Raw genomic sequence first — 17,644 nt, forward strand, 5'->3', positions numbered from 1 at the left:
CAGATTATTTTATTGCGAGAGTTTGCCAATGGCACAGCTCACAAAAGATTTTGCTTTAGTCGATAATGAATTGGTGTCTGCCACTGCAGGATACCCAAGATCATTTAAGTTTTCTTTGACGGCATTAGCATCCGCGTCATCAAGATAATCAAAAGAAACTTTATTTTCTTCAACATTAACTTCTAAATTAGTGATATGCTTTAAAGTTGATAGTTTGGTTTTGATGGTATGTGCGCAACCACCACATTTTAAATTCTGTATTTCAATTGAGGTATGGTTCATAATGGATTTTAAAAAGTGTTGAAGTTAGATACGTGAACCTTAAATTAATTCACGAATTAATCTACAAAAATAGCTCCAGAAGACTTAGTTGGTGGTAACCTATGTTACATAGCTCAATACCATAAATTTTGAAGGCAAGTGTTAGAAGCTTGCGAAATGTCCAAATTCACGTGATATACACCATAATATGTCAGCGAGGATTGACGTGCTAATTAATAAATAGAGCGATTTTTTTAGCTATGCGTCCAGTAGATTTCATAGTAAAAGGCTATAATTTTTTTATATAAAAAATCTAGAAGTCACTTTGAATTTCAGATATTAGGTGAAACTCTGTTTGTCATGGCTAATATTTGAGAAAATTTTGCTTATAAATTTGTTAAGTTGCTTCTATTATAGTATTATGGGCCTCACTAAATTTTTAGAGTACTTCAACTAAGGTTGCCAATTATTAAGCAACCTTTATAACGAATTAACCAACATTTGAAAAATTAGATTATATATGTCGATAAAAGTCGCGAGAAAAGAAAGTGCCTCAAGATTTTTAGGTCTTGTTGTCAATAAAACAGTGTTTTTAACCGCCATTGCGGCGATCATTTTTACGGTAGGGTTCACTTTAATTTTTGAAGAGCAAGCCGATTATTATTTTGGGATGGCGCAAACCTTCGTGTCCGCGCACGGCGGCTGGATTTATACGCTGGTCGTAAATTTATTCATTGTGTTTTGCCTTTATATGGCCTTTAGTAAATTCGGGAAGATTCGTATTGGTGGCCACAAGGCTAAGCCAGAGTTCAGTTTGTGGGCTTGGTTTGCCATGTTGTTCAGTGCGGGTATCGGAAACGGATTGGTGCTGTTTAGTATTGCAGACCCTGTGCGCGATTTTTTAAATCCACCACGCTTAGCAGGGCATGAGCCGGCATTAATTGCCCAAGAAGCCATCAACTTTTCGTTTCTTCACCACGGCATTCACGGGTGGGCCATTTACTCAGTAGTCGGGCTGTCTTTGGCCTATTTTACGTTTAATAGAAAAATGCCGCTCACTTTACGCTCCGCTTTTTATCCATTATTAGGAAATAGGATTCACGGCTGGATGGGCGATTTAATTGATATCATGGCAGTTATTACCACGCTCTTTGGATTGGCGACCACCATTGGTTTTGGCGTTGGTCAAATCAACTCCGGATTGACCCACGTATTTGGTATTCCGAGTTCCTTATTTTATCAGGTGCTCATTATTTTGGGGGTGACCCTTGCCGCCACTATTTCTGCTTTTAGCGGGGTCAACAAAGGTGTACAAATGCTGAGTAAACTGAACGTCAGAGTGGCATCTGCCATCTTTTTATTAGTGCTTATTTTAGGACCAACAACTTTTATTTTTAAATCATACATACAAAATATAGGAAGCTATTTGGTGCATTTTATTGATATGTCCACCTGGACCGAATCGTTACAAGGCACCGATTGGCAAAAAACCCGAACCATTATGTATTGGGGCTGGTGGATTTCCTGGTCACCATTCGTAGGGACTTTTATCGCTCGTATCTCTAAAGGACGAACCATAAAAGAATTTATTTTATGTGTGTTGATACTTCCTGCATTAGTCACTTTCTTATGGTTCAGTGCCTTTGGAGGTACTACCATGCGCGATATTTTATTAGGCGATACGGCTATGATTGCTGCGGTAAACGACAATATTTCTACAGCACTATATGTATTTTTCGATAAATTCCCATTGGCCATGTTGCTAAAAGTATTGGGCGTGATCTTAATTTGTAGTTTTATCATTACCTCCGCCGATTCAGGTGCTTTGGTGGTGGATAGTATTACCTCTGGGGGTAAACTTAAGACACCTCGTTACCAACGGGTCATTTGGGCTGTAGCTATTGGGGTGATTGCTTCTGTACTGATGTACGGCGGCGGCTTAAATGCACTGCAAACCGTAGTGACAATTTCTGGGTTGCCCTTTGCCATTCTCTTGGTGTTGATGTGTTTTTCATTGTATCGAGGGATGACGGAAGACTATGAGAAGGCCGAGCGAAAAGAGAAGCTTTTGGAGCGCGAAAGCTACAGAAAAAACATTCTCGATTTGGTGAATAAAGAACGGGAAGAAAAGAATTTGAAAAAAATTGATCCCGATAAAGATCCGGATAAGCAACCAAAAATAACCGATTTGTAAAGTAATCTTAATAAAACATAGTCCTGATAAAAGTTGAAATAAGACATGACAAAGAAAATTAAATTAGAGAACCAGTTGAATTTAATGGTGGCTTTAGACCTCACGGCGATGGACCCTATCCTAATGAAGTATGTCAGCTTCTTGTGCAAGGTTTGGAATATTGAACATCTGTACTTCACCCATAACATCAAACAGTATAAATTGTATGATTTGTATGATGATTTTTTGGAGGAAGGCATTACTGTTGAAGATATTGTTGATAGGGCCTTAAATAAAACTGTAGACGATCATTATACGGCTACGGTTCCGCATACTGTAATTATAACCTCAGATGATTATACCGAAAGTATTCTCAGTCATCTTGCCAAAGAGTATAAGATTGATATTATGGTGACGGGAAATAAGGACGAATTGCAAGGTACCGGTGCCTTATCTCAAAAACTGGTTCGCATGTTAGATGCGAATGTTCTGTTGGTACCTGAAGAAGCGCGACATGGCATGGACCATGTGTTGATTCCAACCGATTTCAGTTCAGCCTCGGCAAAATGTTTTGAGGTTGCCGATAGTTTAGTGGAACGTTCAGGAGGACATATTGAAGCCTTGCACGTCTACAACATTCCCTCGTTTTTCTTTCCTTACATCAACACTGAAAAGGCGATTGACAAAACTAAACTCCATTTAAAAGAAAAGGTGGTTCAATTTAGAAAAAAGTATAAATTGAGAGCGGATATTCCATTTAAATATATGGATAGACGCGGTTTATCTGTCGTGGAGGCAATCGAAATTCACGCCGAAAAAGGAGCTTTTGATATTGTGGTCACTTCAGCAAGAGGTGCTAACAATATTACCTCGTTATTTGTGGGAAGTGTTACGAATGATTTACTGATTAGAAACAGAAAGATGCCTTTATTGGTCATTCGTTAAGTTTATTTGATGACAGTAGCTAAAATGAATAATGGTGTTAAGCCGTTTAAATCCTTGTGTTATTATTTTAAAACCGTTTGTTGAATTATGAAGATCATTTCTTGGAATATTAACGGCATACGAGCCATCACCAAAAAGGATTTTTTTGAAGATTTATCTACTATAGACCCTGATATCCTTTGCCTGCAAGAAACCAAGGCTCAAGACGCTGAGGTTGAAAAAGCCTTGTCCCCATTGAGTCAATATCATCACTACTACAATTCAGCAGATAGAAAGGGCTATTCAGGAGTGGCCATTTTGAGCAAATCAAAACCTTTAAGTGTAGTTCACGACATGGGAATTGCCGAACACGACACCGAAGGACGCGTCATTTGTGCGGAATTTGAGAACATCTACTTAGTTAACGTCTATGTGCCCAATTCTGGACAAAATTTAGAGCGGTTGGATTACCGACAGAGGTGGGATCTTGATTTTCAAAATTATTTAAAAAATTTAGAAACGCTTAAACCTGTCCTTCTTTGTGGCGATTTGAATGTGGCGCATCGCGCAATCGATCTTAAAAACGATAAATCAAACTATAACAAAACGGCTGGTTATACCCAAATTGAAATTGATGGGATGGACCATTTGCTAGCTTCAGGTTTTGTGGACAGTTACCGCCATTTTCATCCTGACACCGTTGCCTATACCTATTGGAGCTACCGTTTTAAGGCCAGGGAACGCAATACGGGGTGGCGCTTAGATTATTTTATTGTGAGTACTATGTTGATTGACAAGATCAATTCCGTCTCTATATTATCGGACTATTATGGCTCTGATCATTGCCCAATTCAGCTTGATTTAAACCTTTAATAATCCTATGGAGCTTATATTGTAAATCATAATTCGTAATTCGTATAACTGTGATTAGTTCTTATAATTATTTCAAAACTTAATTATACTTTCAATTACGGCATAAAATTTACTTATTGTGTTAATCTTTCTGCCCGCAAATCATCAATTTTAATATCCTAAATTATCATTTGCCCTATTTATGGTGCAACGCATTGCTAATTTCTAAAAATTAAAATCTGATGGCTAAGAAGACACCTGACAATTCCAATTCTAAAAAAATAGAAGATTTAAAACGTTTTGAAGTAGAAACGAAGGACACTGTGATGACCACCAATCAAGGTCTAAAAGTAAATGACACCAATAACTCTTTAAAATCTGGTGAACGAGGATCCACCTTGCTTGAGGATTTTTTACTCCGAGAGAAAATCACCCATTTTGATCATGAACGCATCCCAGAACGTATTGTGCACGCAAGAGGAAGTGGTGCGCATGGTTATTTTGAATTGTATGAGAGTATAGAACAGTATAGTAAAGCGGGTATTTTTACGGATACCGCTAGAAAAACACCTGTTTTCGTCCGATTTTCAACGGTTGCAGGATCTAAAGGTTCGACAGATTTAGCGAGAGATGTTCGCGGGTTTGCGGTTAAATTTTACACAGATGAAGGCACTTGGGATTTGGTTGGTAATAACATGCCAATTTTCTTTATTCAAGATGCCATGAAATTTCCTGATTTGGTACACGCGGTAAAGCCTGAGCCTAATAAAGAAATTCCGCAGGCTGCTTCCGCTCACGATACATTTTATGATTTTATTTCGCACACAACTGAAACCCTTCACAATCAAATTTGGGTAATGAGCGATCGCGCCATTCCTAGAAGTTTGCGGATGATGGAAGGGTTTGGAATCCATACGTTTCGCTTAATCAACGAGGCTGGCGAATCACATTTTGTCAAATTCCATTGGAAACCAAAATTAGGGGTGCATTCCGTTACCTGGGATGAAGCCGTGAAAATAAGTGGCGCCGATTCTGATTTTCACCGTCGCGATTTATGGGATGCCATTGATTCTGGTCACTTTCCGGAATGGGAATTGGGAGTTCAAATTGTAGCTCAGGAGGATGAACATAAATTCGATTTCGATTTATTGGATCCGACCAAATTGATTCCTGAAGAAATGGTGCCAGTGCAAATCATAGGTAAAATGACGCTCAATAAAAATCCAGAAAACTTTTTTGCTGAAACTGAACAAGTGGCCTTTCTGCCTGGACATATTGTACCAGGAATTGACTTTACAAATGATCCGTTGTTACAAGGTCGACTTTTTTCTTATAGAGATACCCAATTGTCGCGTTTGGGATCGCCTAATTTTCATCAAATTCCAATCAATAGACCAATTATGCCAACGCATAATAATCAGCGTGATGGACAGATGCAAATGGATATTCCAAAAGGACAAACAGCCTATTTTCCAAATAGCTTGAGTGGTGGCTGCCCTCATATGGCAAAGATGGCTGAGGGCGGATTTACCTCTTATGAAGAGCGAATTGATGCACGAAAAATTAGAACTAGAAGTGAAAGTTTTAGTGATCATTTTTCGCAACCTGCCTTGTTTTATAGAAGTCTTGCCGATTATGAAAAACAACATGTTACGGATGCCTACATCTTTGAATTAGGGAAATGTACCTACCAACATATTCAAGAACGCATGTTGTATGTCGTGGCACAAATTGATGAGGATTTAGCTCAAAAAGTCGCTAAAGGTTTAGGACTTAAAGTGCCAAAATCGATTGACGAACCTCTCAACCAAGCCATAGGCGCTGATGCGGATGTTGCTAAATTTCAACCTCCAAAAAAGAAAGTATACTTAGAAAAAGATCCGGCATTAAGCCAATCTAACACTAAGTTTGATAGTATCGAGACCCGTCAAGTTGCGGTATTGGTTGGCGATGGCTTTAAAATGTCAGAACTTAATACTATGAAAGCGGCCTTGGAAAAAGAAGGTGCTATGATTAAGGTTGTTGCACCTCATGGGGGGACGGTAAAAAGCGATTCGGGCGAGGAACAAAAAGTGGACGCCGCTATTGCAACTACTGAAAGTGTGCTCTATGATGCCATTTATGTGCCCGGTGGTAAAAACTCTATCAAGGCCTTGAAGGAGAATGCTAAATATACGAAATTCATTAATGAAGCATTAAAGCATTGTAAAGCTATTGCGGCAGATGGTGAAGGTGTAGAGTTTTTAGAAACCACCCATGTGTCGGAATTTAAAGAGGATGCTGCCATTTGTTTAAACAGCGAACCCCAAAAATTTATCAATGCTATGAAGCAACATCGCAATTGGAAACGTATGCCACAAGCTGAAAAAATTCCAGTTTAAGCACATGAAAATGAAAATATCTGACATTTTTATTAGATGATTTCAGAACAACAGATACTATAAAAGAACCAAGATAAGCGCATAATATATGCTAAGTTTTGGTTCTTTTTGTATACTACATTGGACGCGGGTTTCATCCTTCTTAATAAAACTAAAACTCAAAATACATGATTTATGGTGTTAGAAGAATTTATTGGAATTGCCGCCGGCTTACTTACCACTATTGCGGTATTGCCGCAAATTTTTAAGGCTATAAAAACAAAAGAGGTTAACGATGTGAGTCCTTTTATGTTCATTATTCTATGCGGTGGCGTAGGACTTTGGACCGTTTATGGCATTCTTAAAATGGATTGGCCCATTATTTTGACCAATGGCATCTCTTTTATTTTAAATGCCATCATGCTTTACATTGTTTTGGTATCGTCAAAAAATAAAGTAAAAGCGTAATCTATGTTAACGGTTTTTTCGGCACCGAAGACAGTTAGGTAATCTTGAACGATCAGTCTATAGAGTTCACATTTCTGTGTATAGCACTAAATCTCTTACTGTAATCTGCATAACTTTAACAATGTAGTGCGCAATGGACTTTCTACACTTTTAGCGATGGCTATGTGCGCTGCCTATTTGAATATTTAACTACATGACTTTCCATATGTCTCAAGTTTTGCAAATTGTTGAACGTCCTTTAAATCAAGCGCTGAATGAACTTTTTGCTCTAGATCAGAAGACGTTTTTTCTGATTTTGCTTTCTACGGTTTGTATTTATGTTGCGGTTATTCTGTATACCAGGATTTTCGGGAAACGTAGTTTCTCCAAGATGTCCAGTTTTGATTTTGCCATGACCGTAGCGGTAGGTTCTATGATCGCATCTACTGTTTTATCAGACAGTGTGAGTTTTTTAGAGGGCGCCGTGGGACTTTTAGTAGTATATAGCCTGCAGTTAGCGGCAGCCTTCTTACGACGCTTCCCTTGGTTTCGGAAACTTACTGACAACGAACCTACTTTGTTAATGGATGGCCAAACCTTATTGCGAGACAATATGAAAGCCGTAAGGGTTACGGAAGGCGATATCCGCTCGAAGTTGCGTGAGGCCAATGTTATTAAAATGACTGATATTAAAGCAGTTATTTTTGAAACTACAGGTGATATAGTGGTGTTGCACAAGAATGGTGCTAACGCCATAGACGACTGGTTATTAAAGGATGTACAACGCTAATTAATTATGATGAACACATTGAATTTAGAAGAACAAAATACTATAGAACAAGCTTATAAAAAATTTATCATTACGGATAAACATCCTTGTATAATGGCTAATGCGGTATTTAAATTAGATAACTATAAGCTTAATATATTGGATGATATGACGTCTGATGCTGTAGTGACGCCTATGTTGAATGCTATTGAAGAGTATTTAAGCCATTACAATTTTGAGTCGAATGATTTTGAGACCTTGTTGTTCTGTTTTAAAAATAGTCAGTATGATACTGAACTTGAATTTGAAGATGCCTTATGGGATTTGCTTCAAAACTTACACGACCAGGATGACCAAGATTGGGACCCTGAGGTAAGCGATGATGTAGAAAGTTCTAAATTTAGCTTTAGTCTAAAAGGAAAAGCCTTTTATATTGTGGGCATGCATCCAAAAAGTTCTCGTTTGGCAAGACGTGCACCCTATTGTACGGTCGTTTTCAATTTGCATTGGCAATTCGAAAAACTAAGAGAAATGGGTACTTATCAAACCGTTAAGAAAAGAATCAGACGTCGTGATAAAAAGTTGCAGGGCTCTATTAATCCCGTTCTTCGCGATTTTGGATCTGATACGGAAGCAAAGCAATACAGCGGAAGAGCTGTAGGAACTGAATGGAAATGTCCTTTCCACCAAAAAACGAACACGATATGAATGCCATACACATTATTCCACCACAAACAGGCGTTGCCTTTGAATTAAATAAAGGTGATATTCTTACCATTATTGATCCACTGGGGCAGCAAGTCAGTGACATGGTGGCTTTCAATCGGGAAGATCCTAAAGAAAAGATATCTGCGGGTAAATCTATGGATTTTGAAGAATCTATTTTACTGACCAAAGGGAATTTTTTATGGAGCAACCGCTCTCGTAAAATGATGGAAATTAGAGAGGATACCAACGGTCGTAATGACTTTTTATTAGCGCCCTGTAGCGCTGAAACCTTTCAGATTATGTACGATAATCCAGAATACCATCCCAGCTGCCAAGAAAATTTACAACAAAATTTACGTCCATTCGGGATAGAACTCGATGATATTCCTACAGCCTTTAATGTGTTTATGAATGTGCAGTTTGACGAAAATGGAAAGTTAAGTGTATTGCCACCAACCTCTAAGCCAGGAGATTTAGTGCGCTTTAAGGCCGAGATGGATCTTATTGTAGCCCTAACTGCATGTTCCGCTGAAGATAGTAATGGTGGCACTTTTAAACCCATACATTATATTATCACGGATGAAGATGGCATGATCAATCAGTAACAAAAAATTAAGACAATGAAAAAAATTTTAATGGTGGTCACCTCTCATAAGGAGTTGCTCAATACGGATAGTACCACAGGCTTGTGGATAGGAGAATTTACAGATCCTTATTATGAATTTCGAGACAAAAATTATACAGTGGTTATCGCAAGTCCGCAAGGTGGTCAGCCACCAATTGATCCCATGAGTAAGTTGACGGAACACGTTACCGGGTCTAACCGCCGATTTATGGATGATGATTTTGCCAAACATGCACTAAAGCATACCTTAAAGCTTGATGAGGTTTCGGCTGCTGATTTTGATGCGGTATTTTACCCGGGAGGGCACGGCCCCATGTTTGATTTGGCCTCCAGTACGACGAGTGCTAAGTTAATTGTGGAATTTCTATCCCAGCACAAACCTGTCGCGGCTGTTTGTCATGGTCCTGCGGCATTGTTGAAGGCTGCAGAAATGGAACCTTCCATTTTAAAAGGTAAAAAAGTGACTGGATTCTCAAATGCTGAAGAAAAATTGGTCTTCCGGTCCGATACGATGCCGTATACCTTAGAAGATAAATTGAAAGAAATGGGCGCTGAGTATCACATGGCGCTGCTCCCTTTTTCATCCCATGTGGAAACAGATGGTTTGTTGATTACTGGGCAAAATCCATTATCTGCCGGACCAACTGCAGAGGCATTGATTGCCATGTTGGAAACCAAGTAACTCATATATAATTGTAAATTATAATTCTGATATCAAATGACGCTCACACTATTTGCATTGGCATGGATTATTGCAGTAATTTGTATGACATTGTTCAGTGCCTTATGGAGCAGTGTGTCAGGGAATCAATTTAGGGAGCCGACGCTACTTTCAAAGCTGATGCAAAACCATCCGCATATCAATGCGTCTAAACAAAACACGTATGTTTGGGGCTGGTTGATCCATTTTATTTTGGGAATCGTATTCTTGGTGATTTATGAAATCCTCTGGCAGGTAACAAATGTGCCCAGAACATTCTTATGGAGTCTGATATTTGGGAGTTTTCTGGGACTTCTTGGGGTGCTAGGATGGAAAATTTTATTTAAAACGAGCAAGCCGTCTTCGCATTTCAATTATCAGCAGTATTATATACACATATTTTTTGCCCACATTGTATTTAGTGTCACCGCCTTACTTGTATTTCAATGGTTGCCTTGGCGCTAAAAAAATAATTTTCAATATGTTACCAAATAAAAATCCCGAAAATAATTTCGGGATTTTTTACTGTTCTTATGATTTTGCTTTCTTATTAAGACGATCTTCCGCCATATCATTCAGTTTTTCGTCAGCACCATATTCTTCATCTAATGTTTTCTGAAGTTTAGCCGCTACACTTTTATGGCCCAACTCTTTTGCGTACCTCACAGCCGTGCCGTAACCTGAAATTTCATAATGCTCTGCGCGTTGAGCCTCTGCAATTAGACCGGCATTATTAACATCTTCGTCTTTCTTTTCTTTAATAAAACCTTCAGCTTCTTTAATTAAGCCTTCCATGCCTTTACATTTTTCGCCTTTCGGATCTATGCCTAATTCGTCACACACTTCCTCCAAACGTTTTTTGTGCCCTTCAGTTTCTTTGAGATGGTCTTCAAATGCTTTTTTTAATTTTGGATCTGTAGCACTTTTCGCCATTTTTGGTAAGGCCTCAATCAGTTGTGTTTCTGCACTGTATAAATCTTTCAATTGATGTTCGAATAAATCTTCTAATGTTTTCATGTTTTTAAATTTGAATTATGAATTTGTTTTTAAGTTTTTGTGATGGTGAAGTTATGTAGTAGTTCAGAAAATAAGGTTTCCTAAACGTTGTAAAATTGACTTTAAAAAACAGTGTTAACTAGTTTTAATGGACCAGAAAGGTTGTCGATAAAAATGCCATTCATCCCGCCGCATTTCAGTTAAGATCTCAATGTATTAAGGCAAATTTAATCATGTTAAGCCTGTATCTTAGAGCATACAAATTTTAAAAACAGGACATCATGAGCGACAAAAACAAAGATCAGGAAACTGATAGGAAAGATTCCAGTACAAAACATGCGAGAGGCAGTAAAAAAGTACACAGCGAAAGAGACGATTCCACTGAGGACGGCTTTAAACCAAATAAAACCAAAAAATAAGATATTATGAGTTTAGACAAAGACAATAATAAGCACCGAGGCTATACTGAAGATAGCAAATTAAACAGTTCTGACGACAGTTTGGAAGGCAGATGGAGTAATATTCAAGCAGATTATCGCAAGAAAAACCCTAGCATTACGGATGAAGATTTAGATTTTAAATCGGGAGAATTTGACCATATGATTGCCAGTATTGCTCGTAGAACTAATAGAAGTACCGACGAGATAAAAAATGAAATTCGCAATTGGGATTACTAATTCTAAAGTTGAATTTTGTTGTGATACATCAACATAAAAACCATGAATTCTCTTGGAGTTCATGGTTTTTTTATGCTAATTTAAAGGAGCATGATGACGGCCAAAAAGCCGGCTTTTTAATTTGAGAAATTTTTAAAGCTTTTACAGGTTAACCACTTTACAGTGCTAAGCTATCTTAGTAGCGTATCAAAATGAATTTAAGATGAAAAAACCAAACAAATTTCCCCAACAAAAGCAATCGCAACCCGGTAACGAAAGTAAAATGGTGCCTGAGCCAGAGGTCATCCGAAAATCCTATAAAGGATCGGATAAATTAAAAGGTAAAGTTGCCCTGATCACGGGTGGCGATAGTGGGATTGGAAGAAGTGTCGCGGTCCACTTTGCACGGGAAGGCGCTGATGTGGCTATAGTATATCTGAAAGAAACCAAAGATGCCAAAGACACCAAGAAAATGGTGGAACAGGAGGGTAAAGCCTGTTTACTGATCAAAGCTGATTTAAAATTAAATGCTAACTGTGTGAGTAGCGTTGAGAAGTGTCTTAAAAAGTTTGGCAAATTGAATATTTTAGTCAACAATGCAGCCATGCAATTTCCGGAAGATGACATTGAAAACATTACCAAAAAACAATTGGAAACCACGTTTCAGACCAACATCTATCCTTATTTTTATATGGTGAAAGCGGCATTGCCGCATTTTACTAAAGGTGATGTGATCATCAATACGGGTTCCGTAACCTCTTACAGAGGCAGTGATCATCTGGTGGATTATTCTAGCACTAAAGGTGCCATTACCAGTTTTACCAGATCGTTATCGGCACAGTTGGCTAAAAAGAATATTCGGGTGAATGGGGTCGCACCAGGACCAATTTGGACGCCCTTGATTCCATCAACTTTTGATGATATCAGTGATTTTGGTCAAGATACTCCCATGGGAAGAGCGGGCCAGCCAAGTGAAGTAGGTCCGGCTTACGTGTTTTTAGCGAGTGAAGATAGTAGTTACATAACGGGGCAATTTATACACGTGAATGGTGGCGAAGTGGTAGGTGGGTGAGCGTCGCTAATGAAGGACTTTCCGTAAATTATGTCTATTTTAGATGCTAATTGCATGGCTACGAAGGCGATTCTCAAAATTAAATAATGACTAAATTTAACCGCAGAAGATTTATAATGGGTGGTATTTTGGCTTCCCTAGGATTCGTGTTAATTGATTCGTTCTGGTTTGAGAAATATATTATAGATTGGAATTATTTCAACCTTAAAAAATCAGGACAGCCTCCTATAAAAATTGTTCAAATATCCGATTTGCACATCGATCAGGTGCGGTCCTTCCATAGAGCAATAGCAAAAAAGATAAATAAACTACAACCCGATCTTATTGTGTTTACGGGAGACTCAGTAGATGCTCCGGATACTCTTGAATATCTTGACGAATTCTTAAAATTAATTGACCATTCCATGCAAAAGTATGCCATCCTAGGCAATTGGGAATATTGGGGAAACGTGAATCTCAGCACACTTAAAAATACATTTACTCGACATAATTGTGAGTTATTGGTCAATGAACATAGGACGATAAGCATTAAAAACCGAAGTCTTAACGTTATCGGTATAGATGATTTTGTTGGTGGTAATGCTGACTTTATCAGCGCTGTTGATGGCATGAAGGCAGCAGAGGCCACAGTGGTGTTAACGCATTGCCCAGAACATCGCGATGTGATTATTAAGCAAAAAGGAGAGCTTTTGATTGATTTGGTACTATGCGGGCACACCCACGGTGGTCAGATTACTTTCTTTGGTTGGGTTCCTTTTAAACCTAAAGGTAGTGGCCCGTATGTAAAAGGTTGGTACCAAGAGAAGGATCCAAAAATGTACATTTCCAAAGGTATTGGCACGAGTGTGTTACCCATCAGATTAGGCGCAAGAGCGGAAGTGGCGATGTTTGATCTTTAATTTTAATTAATCAGTTTAAGAAACCGATTAAGTTATTCTTCATAGTTTGGAGCTAAACCCAATCATCTGCATTCCAGGCTTGTTCCTGTGTAGAAGAGCCTCCCAAAAGTTTTTGGAGCATTGGCACTTTCTTAAAATCTTCCGTAAGTAAATCCCCAACTGCAATCCCGTAAATTCCAATGTCTATGAAGTTTTGAATATCTTCAATGGCAACAGTTCCAAAGGCAAAAAATGGGATATCCGTATGAACAGCTTGTAAGAGGGTGTCAAGGTCTTTGCTAGTTAGCGTTGAGGTCTCATTTGCCTTCCCGAAGGGACCCAAAGCGATATAGTCTACCTGAAAATTAATAAGCGCCTTCATATCGTTCAGCGTATGTGCTACCGCCCCAATACTCTGCCAAGAGTGCAAATTCTCACGAGCTGATCTTGGAGATGTTTTAACGTTGGATAGGAATACGCCGTCCGCTTTTACAGTTTTGGCAATGGCGTAGGCATCCGTAATGACTAAACGCGTTTGGTACATGCCCGTTATTTCTCTGGCTTGTGTCGCCGTGTGTAGCAGCGTGGCATCATCGACATCCAACAGCCGCAATTCCACTAAGGCTACTCCCGCAATACAGGCCTCCTTAATGTTTTCTAAATGTGCTTCAGGAGTAGCGCCTTGAGAGATATAGTGTAATTTGGGAATCGTGCTCATAATATCATTTGTGTTTTTTAATTCCCAGAGGGAACGGACATTCTTATTCTATAACCTTAGCTAAAGGCTGAACCTTAGGAAACCAGCTTTTCTTTAGTAATTTTATCCACTACTATCGAGATAGCACCATCACCCGTAACATTACATGCAGTTCCAAAACTATCCATGGCAATATAGAGAGCAATCATCAATCCGATCATTTCCTCATTAAACCCTAACATCGATTGTAATATGCCTACCGCAGCCATAATTGCTCCTCCAGGGACACCTGGCGCCGCAACCATCGCAATGCCCAACATGAATATAAACCCTGCAAATAGGGCAAAACTAAACGGCATTCCATGTAAAATCATTAGGGCCATGGCACAGGCCGTAATTTTCATAATACTCCCCGACAAATGAATGGTGGCACACAACGGGATTACAAAACCTGCAATTTTCTCTGAAACCCCATTTTTAAGTGTTTGTTCTAGGGTAACTGGGATGGTGGCCGCTGACGATTGGGTGCCTAATGCCGTAAAATAAGCAGGCATCATGGTGGCCAATAATTTGAGTGGATTTTTTTTGACAAGTGCACCCGCAATCGTATACTGCAACGCTAAAAGTATGATGTGCAATGCAAAGATAACCCCTATAATACTGATGAATACTTTTAAGATGGAGAACACTTGTCCGCTAAAGGACATACTTGCAAAAATTCCTAAAATGAATAGTGGTAATAAGGGTACGATGACATTTTCTATCAGTTGCATGATGATTTTTTCGAAATCTTTTACCACCAATTTTAAGCTTGATTTCTCTTGAAAGGAAAGCCCAAGCCCAATGACAAAGGCCAATGCCAAGGCTGACATTACATCAATAACTGGCGGAATGGTGATGCTAAAATAGGGAGTGAGTTCACGCCCTGAATCCGCAATTTGATCAACATCCTTAACGTGTGAAGCTAATAACTCAGGAAAAATATTAGAGGTGGTAAAGTAGGTCATAAACCCAGAAAACAAAGTGGATCCGTAGGCGATAGCGGCCGTGATCAACAGTAATTTACCGGCACCTTTACCTAAATCGGCAATAGAGGGCATGATTAATCCCATGATGATTAACGGTATGGCGAAATTTAGAAATTGACCAAAAAAGGAATTAAAGGTGGTAAAGATTCGGTTGATCGATTCTGGTAAGTACTGTCCAAAAACAATCCCTAAAACTATGGCAAGAAATACTTTAAATAATAAGTTTGAAAATAAACGTTTCATCATAAGGTGTAGATTATCAAAAGGGGGGTGTCGTTTTTAAAAATTATTTTTAAGTCCGCTAATATACAGCCATTGTATTGAAAGATTCTTTGATAAGACTCATTTTTTGGTTAGATTCCGGGTTTCCTCTACTCAATAACCTGTTGTTTTTATTTGGCTTCCCAACATAAGCTGTGGTAGTGCAAGCGTCCCGTATTTTTTTCTGTAATTTTGCAGCTTCAATGAATTTTGAAACCCATGCAGAAAAAAGTCAACATGCCTATAGAAAATATCCCTGAAATTTATTTTTCGACTAAAAATTCGCCAGAAGATCTGTTCGTATACGATTTTAAAATGACCAGTGATGTGGTAAAAAGCAAAGTCAACTTAAGCATGAATATGTTTAGTTTTCTTCAAGTTGGAAAAAAACAAGTGCACTTCGCAAACACTTCAGCTGCTGTTAATAATAAACAGTCACTTTTGCTTAAAAAAGGAAATTGGTTGTGGACTGAACTGTTAGATAAGGATGCGGTATACTATTGTAAGTTATTTTTCTTTTCCGAAAATAAACTGACGGAATTTTTAAGTAAATACACTTCTAATATAAAATCCAATCAAGAGGGCGTGCCTTATTTTGTCATAGAGAACGATGAGTATATTGCAGCGTTTATCAGTTCATTGTCCTCTAAAACCTTTACAGATCATAACTTTAGCGATGCGTTATTGTTGTTGAAATTTGAAGAAATTATGCTCTATCTTTTAAATAAATACGGCAGTCCTTTTGAACATTACCTTCAATCTTTAATTTCAAAGGAATTATCTCCTTTTAAAAGTATTGTGGATAGTAATGTGCATTCAAATTTAAAATTAGAAGAGATTGCATTTTTATGTCATATGAGTTTGTCTACCTTTAAGCGTCACTTTACCAATGAATACCAGGTGCCACCCGGAAAATGGCTGCAAGATAAACGTCTTCAAAAAGCGAAGGAATTATTGCAAGCAGGAGAATTAAAAGCTTCTGATATCTATATGGATGTAGGCTATAACAATCTGTCCAACTTTAGTGTCGCCTTTAAGAATAAGTTCGGTGTAAGCCCTACAGAAATTTAACCCGTCCAAACCTTTTTTCCTAAAAAAAATACATGCAGCATGAAGAGACATAAAGCCGCTAGGGTTTTTATGATTGTACTTGTGGTGGTCATTCAGATTATTTTTCTGATCATGATTGCTAAAGAAAAATATGATGCCGACAATTTTGCAGCAATTGTGGTCTTGGTACTCATGATAATGACCTTATTATTTGGGTATAACTATTTGGATTTACATCATGATGATTACGGTTACGAAAAATTATCCGTTGCCATAGGAGTGCCCATTGGCGCTGTATTATGTTATGTATTGCATACCACTACTGATTTTGGAAGTGTGATCTCAGCGGCACTCATAGGCGTCTTGGCATCATTTTTACCCCTTCTTAAAAAAGATTCTGAGTATTTTAAAAAATTGCCCTTCGCCATATACTGTGGCGTATTTGTTGGCATGTCTAGCTTAGAAATTGCACCTTCAATGTATGTCGTCATCGCAGGCGGACTGGCGGCTGGATTGTTTTATATGCTTTCTAAAAACCTGTTTGTTGGTATGGGTGGAAAATTAGGAACCATCGCCTTTGGAGGGGTTGTGGCGGTCACTTTGATAAATTGGATCTCATGAACATTCTCGTTATTGCTATTTTTGGAATTCTCGGTGCCGTAGCAACCTTCTATGCCCATCATCGGTTTAATTTTTCAACAGTAAGGGCTTCAGCCATGCTTTCACTTGCGGTAGCACTGTTCTTTTATGGCTTTCCTGAGTTACTTAATGCGTTTCTAACAAAAAATATTCCTGTAGTGTTTTTCGGAACTTCATTTATCGGAATGGTCTCAGCAAAGCTCAAAGTGGGGTATGTAAGGTTAAGCATTGCCGGACTCATTTTTAGTTTAATTTATCTGAATAAAAGTCACTTCTTTGAAGGCTTTGGTGGCGCACTTGGGGCATTGGCCTTTATTTCGTTGTTGTCAACCATGGGATTTCATGATCTTCTTCTGCGTCATCCTAAAATAAAAAATAGGTTAGGTTTAATACGACAAAAAAGATCTAACCCTTAATTTTTCTTTTATTCCAGCACTTTAACGCAATGGGTACTACATGCTCTCACTCTTAATTTGTTTCCTATTAAGCTCAGCAAACTTTCTTTCATAAGGTTAAGTTTATTTAAGTATCAAATAATCAATAATTTA

General features: G+C 38.3%; 21 protein-coding genes. 17 read left to right on the forward strand and 4 right to left on the reverse strand.

Annotated features, from left to right (window positions below; genetic code table 11):
• Nucleotides 1-9: 9 nt before the first annotated feature.
• Complete coding sequence (locus ES711_RS09970; RefSeq protein WP_146893145.1) at nucleotides 10-282, reverse strand: heavy-metal-associated domain-containing protein; 273 nt, start codon at nucleotides 280-282, stop codon at nucleotides 10-12.
• A 499-nt stretch (nucleotides 283-781) separates the two neighbouring features.
• Here ES711_RS09970 and ES711_RS09975 point away from each other — a divergent pair, with 499 nt between their 5' ends.
• From ES711_RS09975 to ES711_RS10020, 10 genes are all read left to right on the forward strand, one after another.
• Nucleotides 782-2,455: a BCCT family transporter gene (locus tag ES711_RS09975; RefSeq protein ID WP_146893147.1), complete on the forward strand. Its 1,674-nt coding sequence runs from the start codon at nucleotides 782-784 to the stop codon at nucleotides 2,453-2,455.
• Between the two features lie 45 nt (nucleotides 2,456-2,500).
• Nucleotides 2,501-3,379 carry a universal stress protein gene (locus ES711_RS09980; protein ID WP_146893149.1) on the forward strand — a complete coding sequence of 293 codons (879 nt, stop codon included), beginning with the start codon at nucleotides 2,501-2,503 and terminating at the stop codon, nucleotides 3,377-3,379.
• A gap of 87 nt (nucleotides 3,380-3,466) precedes the next feature.
• On the forward strand, nucleotides 3,467-4,231 hold the full coding sequence (locus ES711_RS09985) for an exodeoxyribonuclease III (RefSeq protein WP_146893151.1): 765 nt from the start codon (nucleotides 3,467-3,469) through the stop codon (nucleotides 4,229-4,231).
• 221 nt (nucleotides 4,232-4,452) lie between these two features.
• Complete coding sequence (locus ES711_RS09990; protein ID WP_146893153.1) at nucleotides 4,453-6,591, forward strand: catalase; 2,139 nt, start codon at nucleotides 4,453-4,455, stop codon at nucleotides 6,589-6,591.
• 174 nt (nucleotides 6,592-6,765) lie between these two features.
• A complete protein-coding gene (locus tag ES711_RS09995) occupies nucleotides 6,766-7,038 on the forward strand; it encodes a SemiSWEET family sugar transporter (protein ID WP_146893155.1) in 273 nt (90 codons plus the stop codon).
• A gap of 193 nt (nucleotides 7,039-7,231) precedes the next feature.
• Nucleotides 7,232-7,807 carry a DUF421 domain-containing protein gene (locus ES711_RS10000; protein ID WP_246139172.1) on the forward strand — a complete coding sequence of 192 codons (576 nt, stop codon included), beginning with the start codon at nucleotides 7,232-7,234 and terminating at the stop codon, nucleotides 7,805-7,807.
• A gap of 6 nt (nucleotides 7,808-7,813) precedes the next feature.
• Nucleotides 7,814-8,494 (forward strand): guanitoxin biosynthesis heme-dependent pre-guanitoxin N-hydroxylase GntA, encoded by a 681-nt coding sequence (gene gntA, locus ES711_RS10005; protein WP_146893157.1) that lies wholly within the window; start codon nucleotides 7,814-7,816, stop codon nucleotides 8,492-8,494.
• Nucleotides 8,491-9,099 (forward strand): DUF1989 domain-containing protein, encoded by a 609-nt coding sequence (locus ES711_RS10010; protein ID WP_146893159.1) that lies wholly within the window; start codon nucleotides 8,491-8,493, stop codon nucleotides 9,097-9,099. The genes gntA and ES711_RS10010 overlap by 4 nt, the downstream gene beginning before the upstream one ends.
• A 15-nt stretch (nucleotides 9,100-9,114) precedes the next feature.
• Nucleotides 9,115-9,801 (forward strand): type 1 glutamine amidotransferase domain-containing protein, encoded by a 687-nt coding sequence (locus ES711_RS10015; protein WP_211363065.1) that lies wholly within the window; start codon nucleotides 9,115-9,117, stop codon nucleotides 9,799-9,801.
• 36 nt (nucleotides 9,802-9,837) lie between these two features.
• Entirely contained in the window at nucleotides 9,838-10,284 is a 447-nt protein-coding gene (locus ES711_RS10020) for a hypothetical protein (protein WP_146893161.1), read from the forward strand.
• A 66-nt stretch (nucleotides 10,285-10,350) separates the two neighbouring features.
• On the opposite strand, the gene ES711_RS10025 is transcribed toward ES711_RS10020, so the two are convergent.
• Nucleotides 10,351-10,836 (reverse strand): YciE/YciF ferroxidase family protein, encoded by a 486-nt coding sequence (locus ES711_RS10025; protein WP_146893162.1) that lies wholly within the window; start codon nucleotides 10,834-10,836, stop codon nucleotides 10,351-10,353.
• Between the two features lie 260 nt (nucleotides 10,837-11,096).
• Between ES711_RS10025 and ES711_RS16260 the strand changes: the two genes are divergently transcribed.
• The 4 genes from ES711_RS16260 (at nucleotide 11,097) to ES711_RS10040 (ending at nucleotide 13,442) form a co-directional block, all read left to right on the forward strand.
• Nucleotides 11,097-11,234 carry a hypothetical protein gene (locus tag ES711_RS16260; RefSeq protein ID WP_170245261.1) on the forward strand — a complete coding sequence of 46 codons (138 nt, stop codon included), beginning with the start codon at nucleotides 11,097-11,099 and terminating at the stop codon, nucleotides 11,232-11,234.
• A gap of 6 nt (nucleotides 11,235-11,240) precedes the next feature.
• Nucleotides 11,241-11,492, forward strand: coding sequence for a hypothetical protein (locus ES711_RS10030; protein WP_146893163.1), 252 nt, complete (start codon nucleotides 11,241-11,243; stop codon nucleotides 11,490-11,492).
• Nucleotides 11,493-11,694: 202 nt separating this feature from the next.
• The gene (locus ES711_RS10035) at nucleotides 11,695-12,543 is read left to right on the forward strand and encodes an SDR family oxidoreductase (RefSeq protein WP_146893164.1); all 849 of its coding nucleotides are present in this window, start codon (nucleotides 11,695-11,697) and stop codon (nucleotides 12,541-12,543) included.
• 86 nt (nucleotides 12,544-12,629) lie between these two features.
• Nucleotides 12,630-13,442: a metallophosphoesterase gene (locus tag ES711_RS10040; RefSeq protein ID WP_146893165.1), complete on the forward strand. Its 813-nt coding sequence runs from the start codon at nucleotides 12,630-12,632 to the stop codon at nucleotides 13,440-13,442.
• 52 nt (nucleotides 13,443-13,494) lie between these two features.
• On the opposite strand, the gene ES711_RS10045 is transcribed toward ES711_RS10040, so the two are convergent.
• Nucleotides 13,495-14,139: a thiamine phosphate synthase gene (locus ES711_RS10045; protein WP_146893166.1), complete on the reverse strand. Its 645-nt coding sequence runs from the start codon at nucleotides 14,137-14,139 to the stop codon at nucleotides 13,495-13,497.
• A 74-nt stretch (nucleotides 14,140-14,213) separates the two neighbouring features.
• On the reverse strand, nucleotides 14,214-15,389 hold the full coding sequence (locus tag ES711_RS10050) for a dicarboxylate/amino acid:cation symporter (protein ID WP_146893354.1): 1,176 nt from the start codon (nucleotides 15,387-15,389) through the stop codon (nucleotides 14,214-14,216).
• A 255-nt stretch (nucleotides 15,390-15,644) separates the two neighbouring features.
• Here ES711_RS10050 and ES711_RS10055 point away from each other — a divergent pair, with 255 nt between their 5' ends.
• The 3 genes from ES711_RS10055 to ES711_RS10065 are packed head-to-tail and all read left to right on the forward strand — an operon-like array spanning nucleotide 15,645 to nucleotide 17,512.
• The gene (locus tag ES711_RS10055) at nucleotides 15,645-16,478 is read left to right on the forward strand and encodes a helix-turn-helix domain-containing protein (RefSeq protein ID WP_146893355.1); all 834 of its coding nucleotides are present in this window, start codon (nucleotides 15,645-15,647) and stop codon (nucleotides 16,476-16,478) included.
• A 39-nt stretch (nucleotides 16,479-16,517) separates the two neighbouring features.
• Nucleotides 16,518-17,078, forward strand: a complete 561-nt coding sequence (locus ES711_RS10060; RefSeq protein ID WP_170245262.1) for a hypothetical protein — start codon at nucleotides 16,518-16,520, stop codon at nucleotides 17,076-17,078.
• Nucleotides 17,075-17,512 (forward strand): hypothetical protein, encoded by a 438-nt coding sequence (locus tag ES711_RS10065; RefSeq protein ID WP_146893167.1) that lies wholly within the window; start codon nucleotides 17,075-17,077, stop codon nucleotides 17,510-17,512. Before ES711_RS10060 ends, ES711_RS10065 begins: the two co-directional genes overlap by 4 nt.
• The last annotated feature ends 132 nt before the right edge of the window (nucleotides 17,513-17,644 follow it).

The organism is Gelidibacter salicanalis (assembly GCF_007997285.1).
Lineage (GTDB): Bacteria > Bacteroidota > Bacteroidia > Flavobacteriales > Flavobacteriaceae > Gelidibacter > Gelidibacter salicanalis.

Excerpts from the sequence above, each read along its gene's own strand:
- ES711_RS09970 (WP_146893145.1), bottom strand. The coding sequence starts at position 282 with ATGAACCATACCTCAATTGAAATACAGAATTTAAAATGTGGTGGTTGC.
- ES711_RS09975 (WP_146893147.1), top strand. The coding sequence starts at position 782 with ATGTCGATAAAAGTCGCGAGAAAAGAAAGTGCCTCAAGATTTTTAGGT.
- ES711_RS09980 (WP_146893149.1), top strand. The coding sequence starts at position 2,501 with ATGACAAAGAAAATTAAATTAGAGAACCAGTTGAATTTAATGGTGGCT.
- ES711_RS09985 (WP_146893151.1), top strand. The coding sequence starts at position 3,467 with ATGAAGATCATTTCTTGGAATATTAACGGCATACGAGCCATCACCAAA.
- ES711_RS09990 (WP_146893153.1), top strand. The coding sequence starts at position 4,453 with ATGGCTAAGAAGACACCTGACAATTCCAATTCTAAAAAAATAGAAGAT.
- ES711_RS09995 (WP_146893155.1), top strand. The coding sequence starts at position 6,766 with ATGGTGTTAGAAGAATTTATTGGAATTGCCGCCGGCTTACTTACCACT.
- ES711_RS10000 (WP_246139172.1), top strand. The coding sequence starts at position 7,232 with ATGACTTTCCATATGTCTCAAGTTTTGCAAATTGTTGAACGTCCTTTA.
- gntA (WP_146893157.1), top strand. The coding sequence starts at position 7,814 with ATGATGAACACATTGAATTTAGAAGAACAAAATACTATAGAACAAGCT.
- ES711_RS10010 (WP_146893159.1), top strand. The coding sequence starts at position 8,491 with ATGAATGCCATACACATTATTCCACCACAAACAGGCGTTGCCTTTGAA.
- ES711_RS10015 (WP_211363065.1), top strand. The coding sequence starts at position 9,115 with ATGAAAAAAATTTTAATGGTGGTCACCTCTCATAAGGAGTTGCTCAAT.
- ES711_RS10020 (WP_146893161.1), top strand. The coding sequence starts at position 9,838 with ATGACGCTCACACTATTTGCATTGGCATGGATTATTGCAGTAATTTGT.
- ES711_RS10025 (WP_146893162.1), bottom strand. The coding sequence starts at position 10,836 with ATGAAAACATTAGAAGATTTATTCGAACATCAATTGAAAGATTTATAC.
- ES711_RS16260 (WP_170245261.1), top strand. The coding sequence starts at position 11,097 with ATGAGCGACAAAAACAAAGATCAGGAAACTGATAGGAAAGATTCCAGT.
- ES711_RS10030 (WP_146893163.1), top strand. The coding sequence starts at position 11,241 with ATGAGTTTAGACAAAGACAATAATAAGCACCGAGGCTATACTGAAGAT.
- ES711_RS10035 (WP_146893164.1), top strand. The coding sequence starts at position 11,695 with ATGAAAAAACCAAACAAATTTCCCCAACAAAAGCAATCGCAACCCGGT.
- ES711_RS10040 (WP_146893165.1), top strand. The coding sequence starts at position 12,630 with ATGACTAAATTTAACCGCAGAAGATTTATAATGGGTGGTATTTTGGCT.
- ES711_RS10045 (WP_146893166.1), bottom strand. The coding sequence starts at position 14,139 with ATGAGCACGATTCCCAAATTACACTATATCTCTCAAGGCGCTACTCCT.
- ES711_RS10050 (WP_146893354.1), bottom strand. The coding sequence starts at position 15,389 with ATGAAACGTTTATTTTCAAACTTATTATTTAAAGTATTTCTTGCCATA.
- ES711_RS10055 (WP_146893355.1), top strand. The coding sequence starts at position 15,645 with ATGCCTATAGAAAATATCCCTGAAATTTATTTTTCGACTAAAAATTCG.
- ES711_RS10060 (WP_170245262.1), top strand. The coding sequence starts at position 16,518 with ATGAAGAGACATAAAGCCGCTAGGGTTTTTATGATTGTACTTGTGGTG.
- ES711_RS10065 (WP_146893167.1), top strand. The coding sequence starts at position 17,075 with ATGAACATTCTCGTTATTGCTATTTTTGGAATTCTCGGTGCCGTAGCA.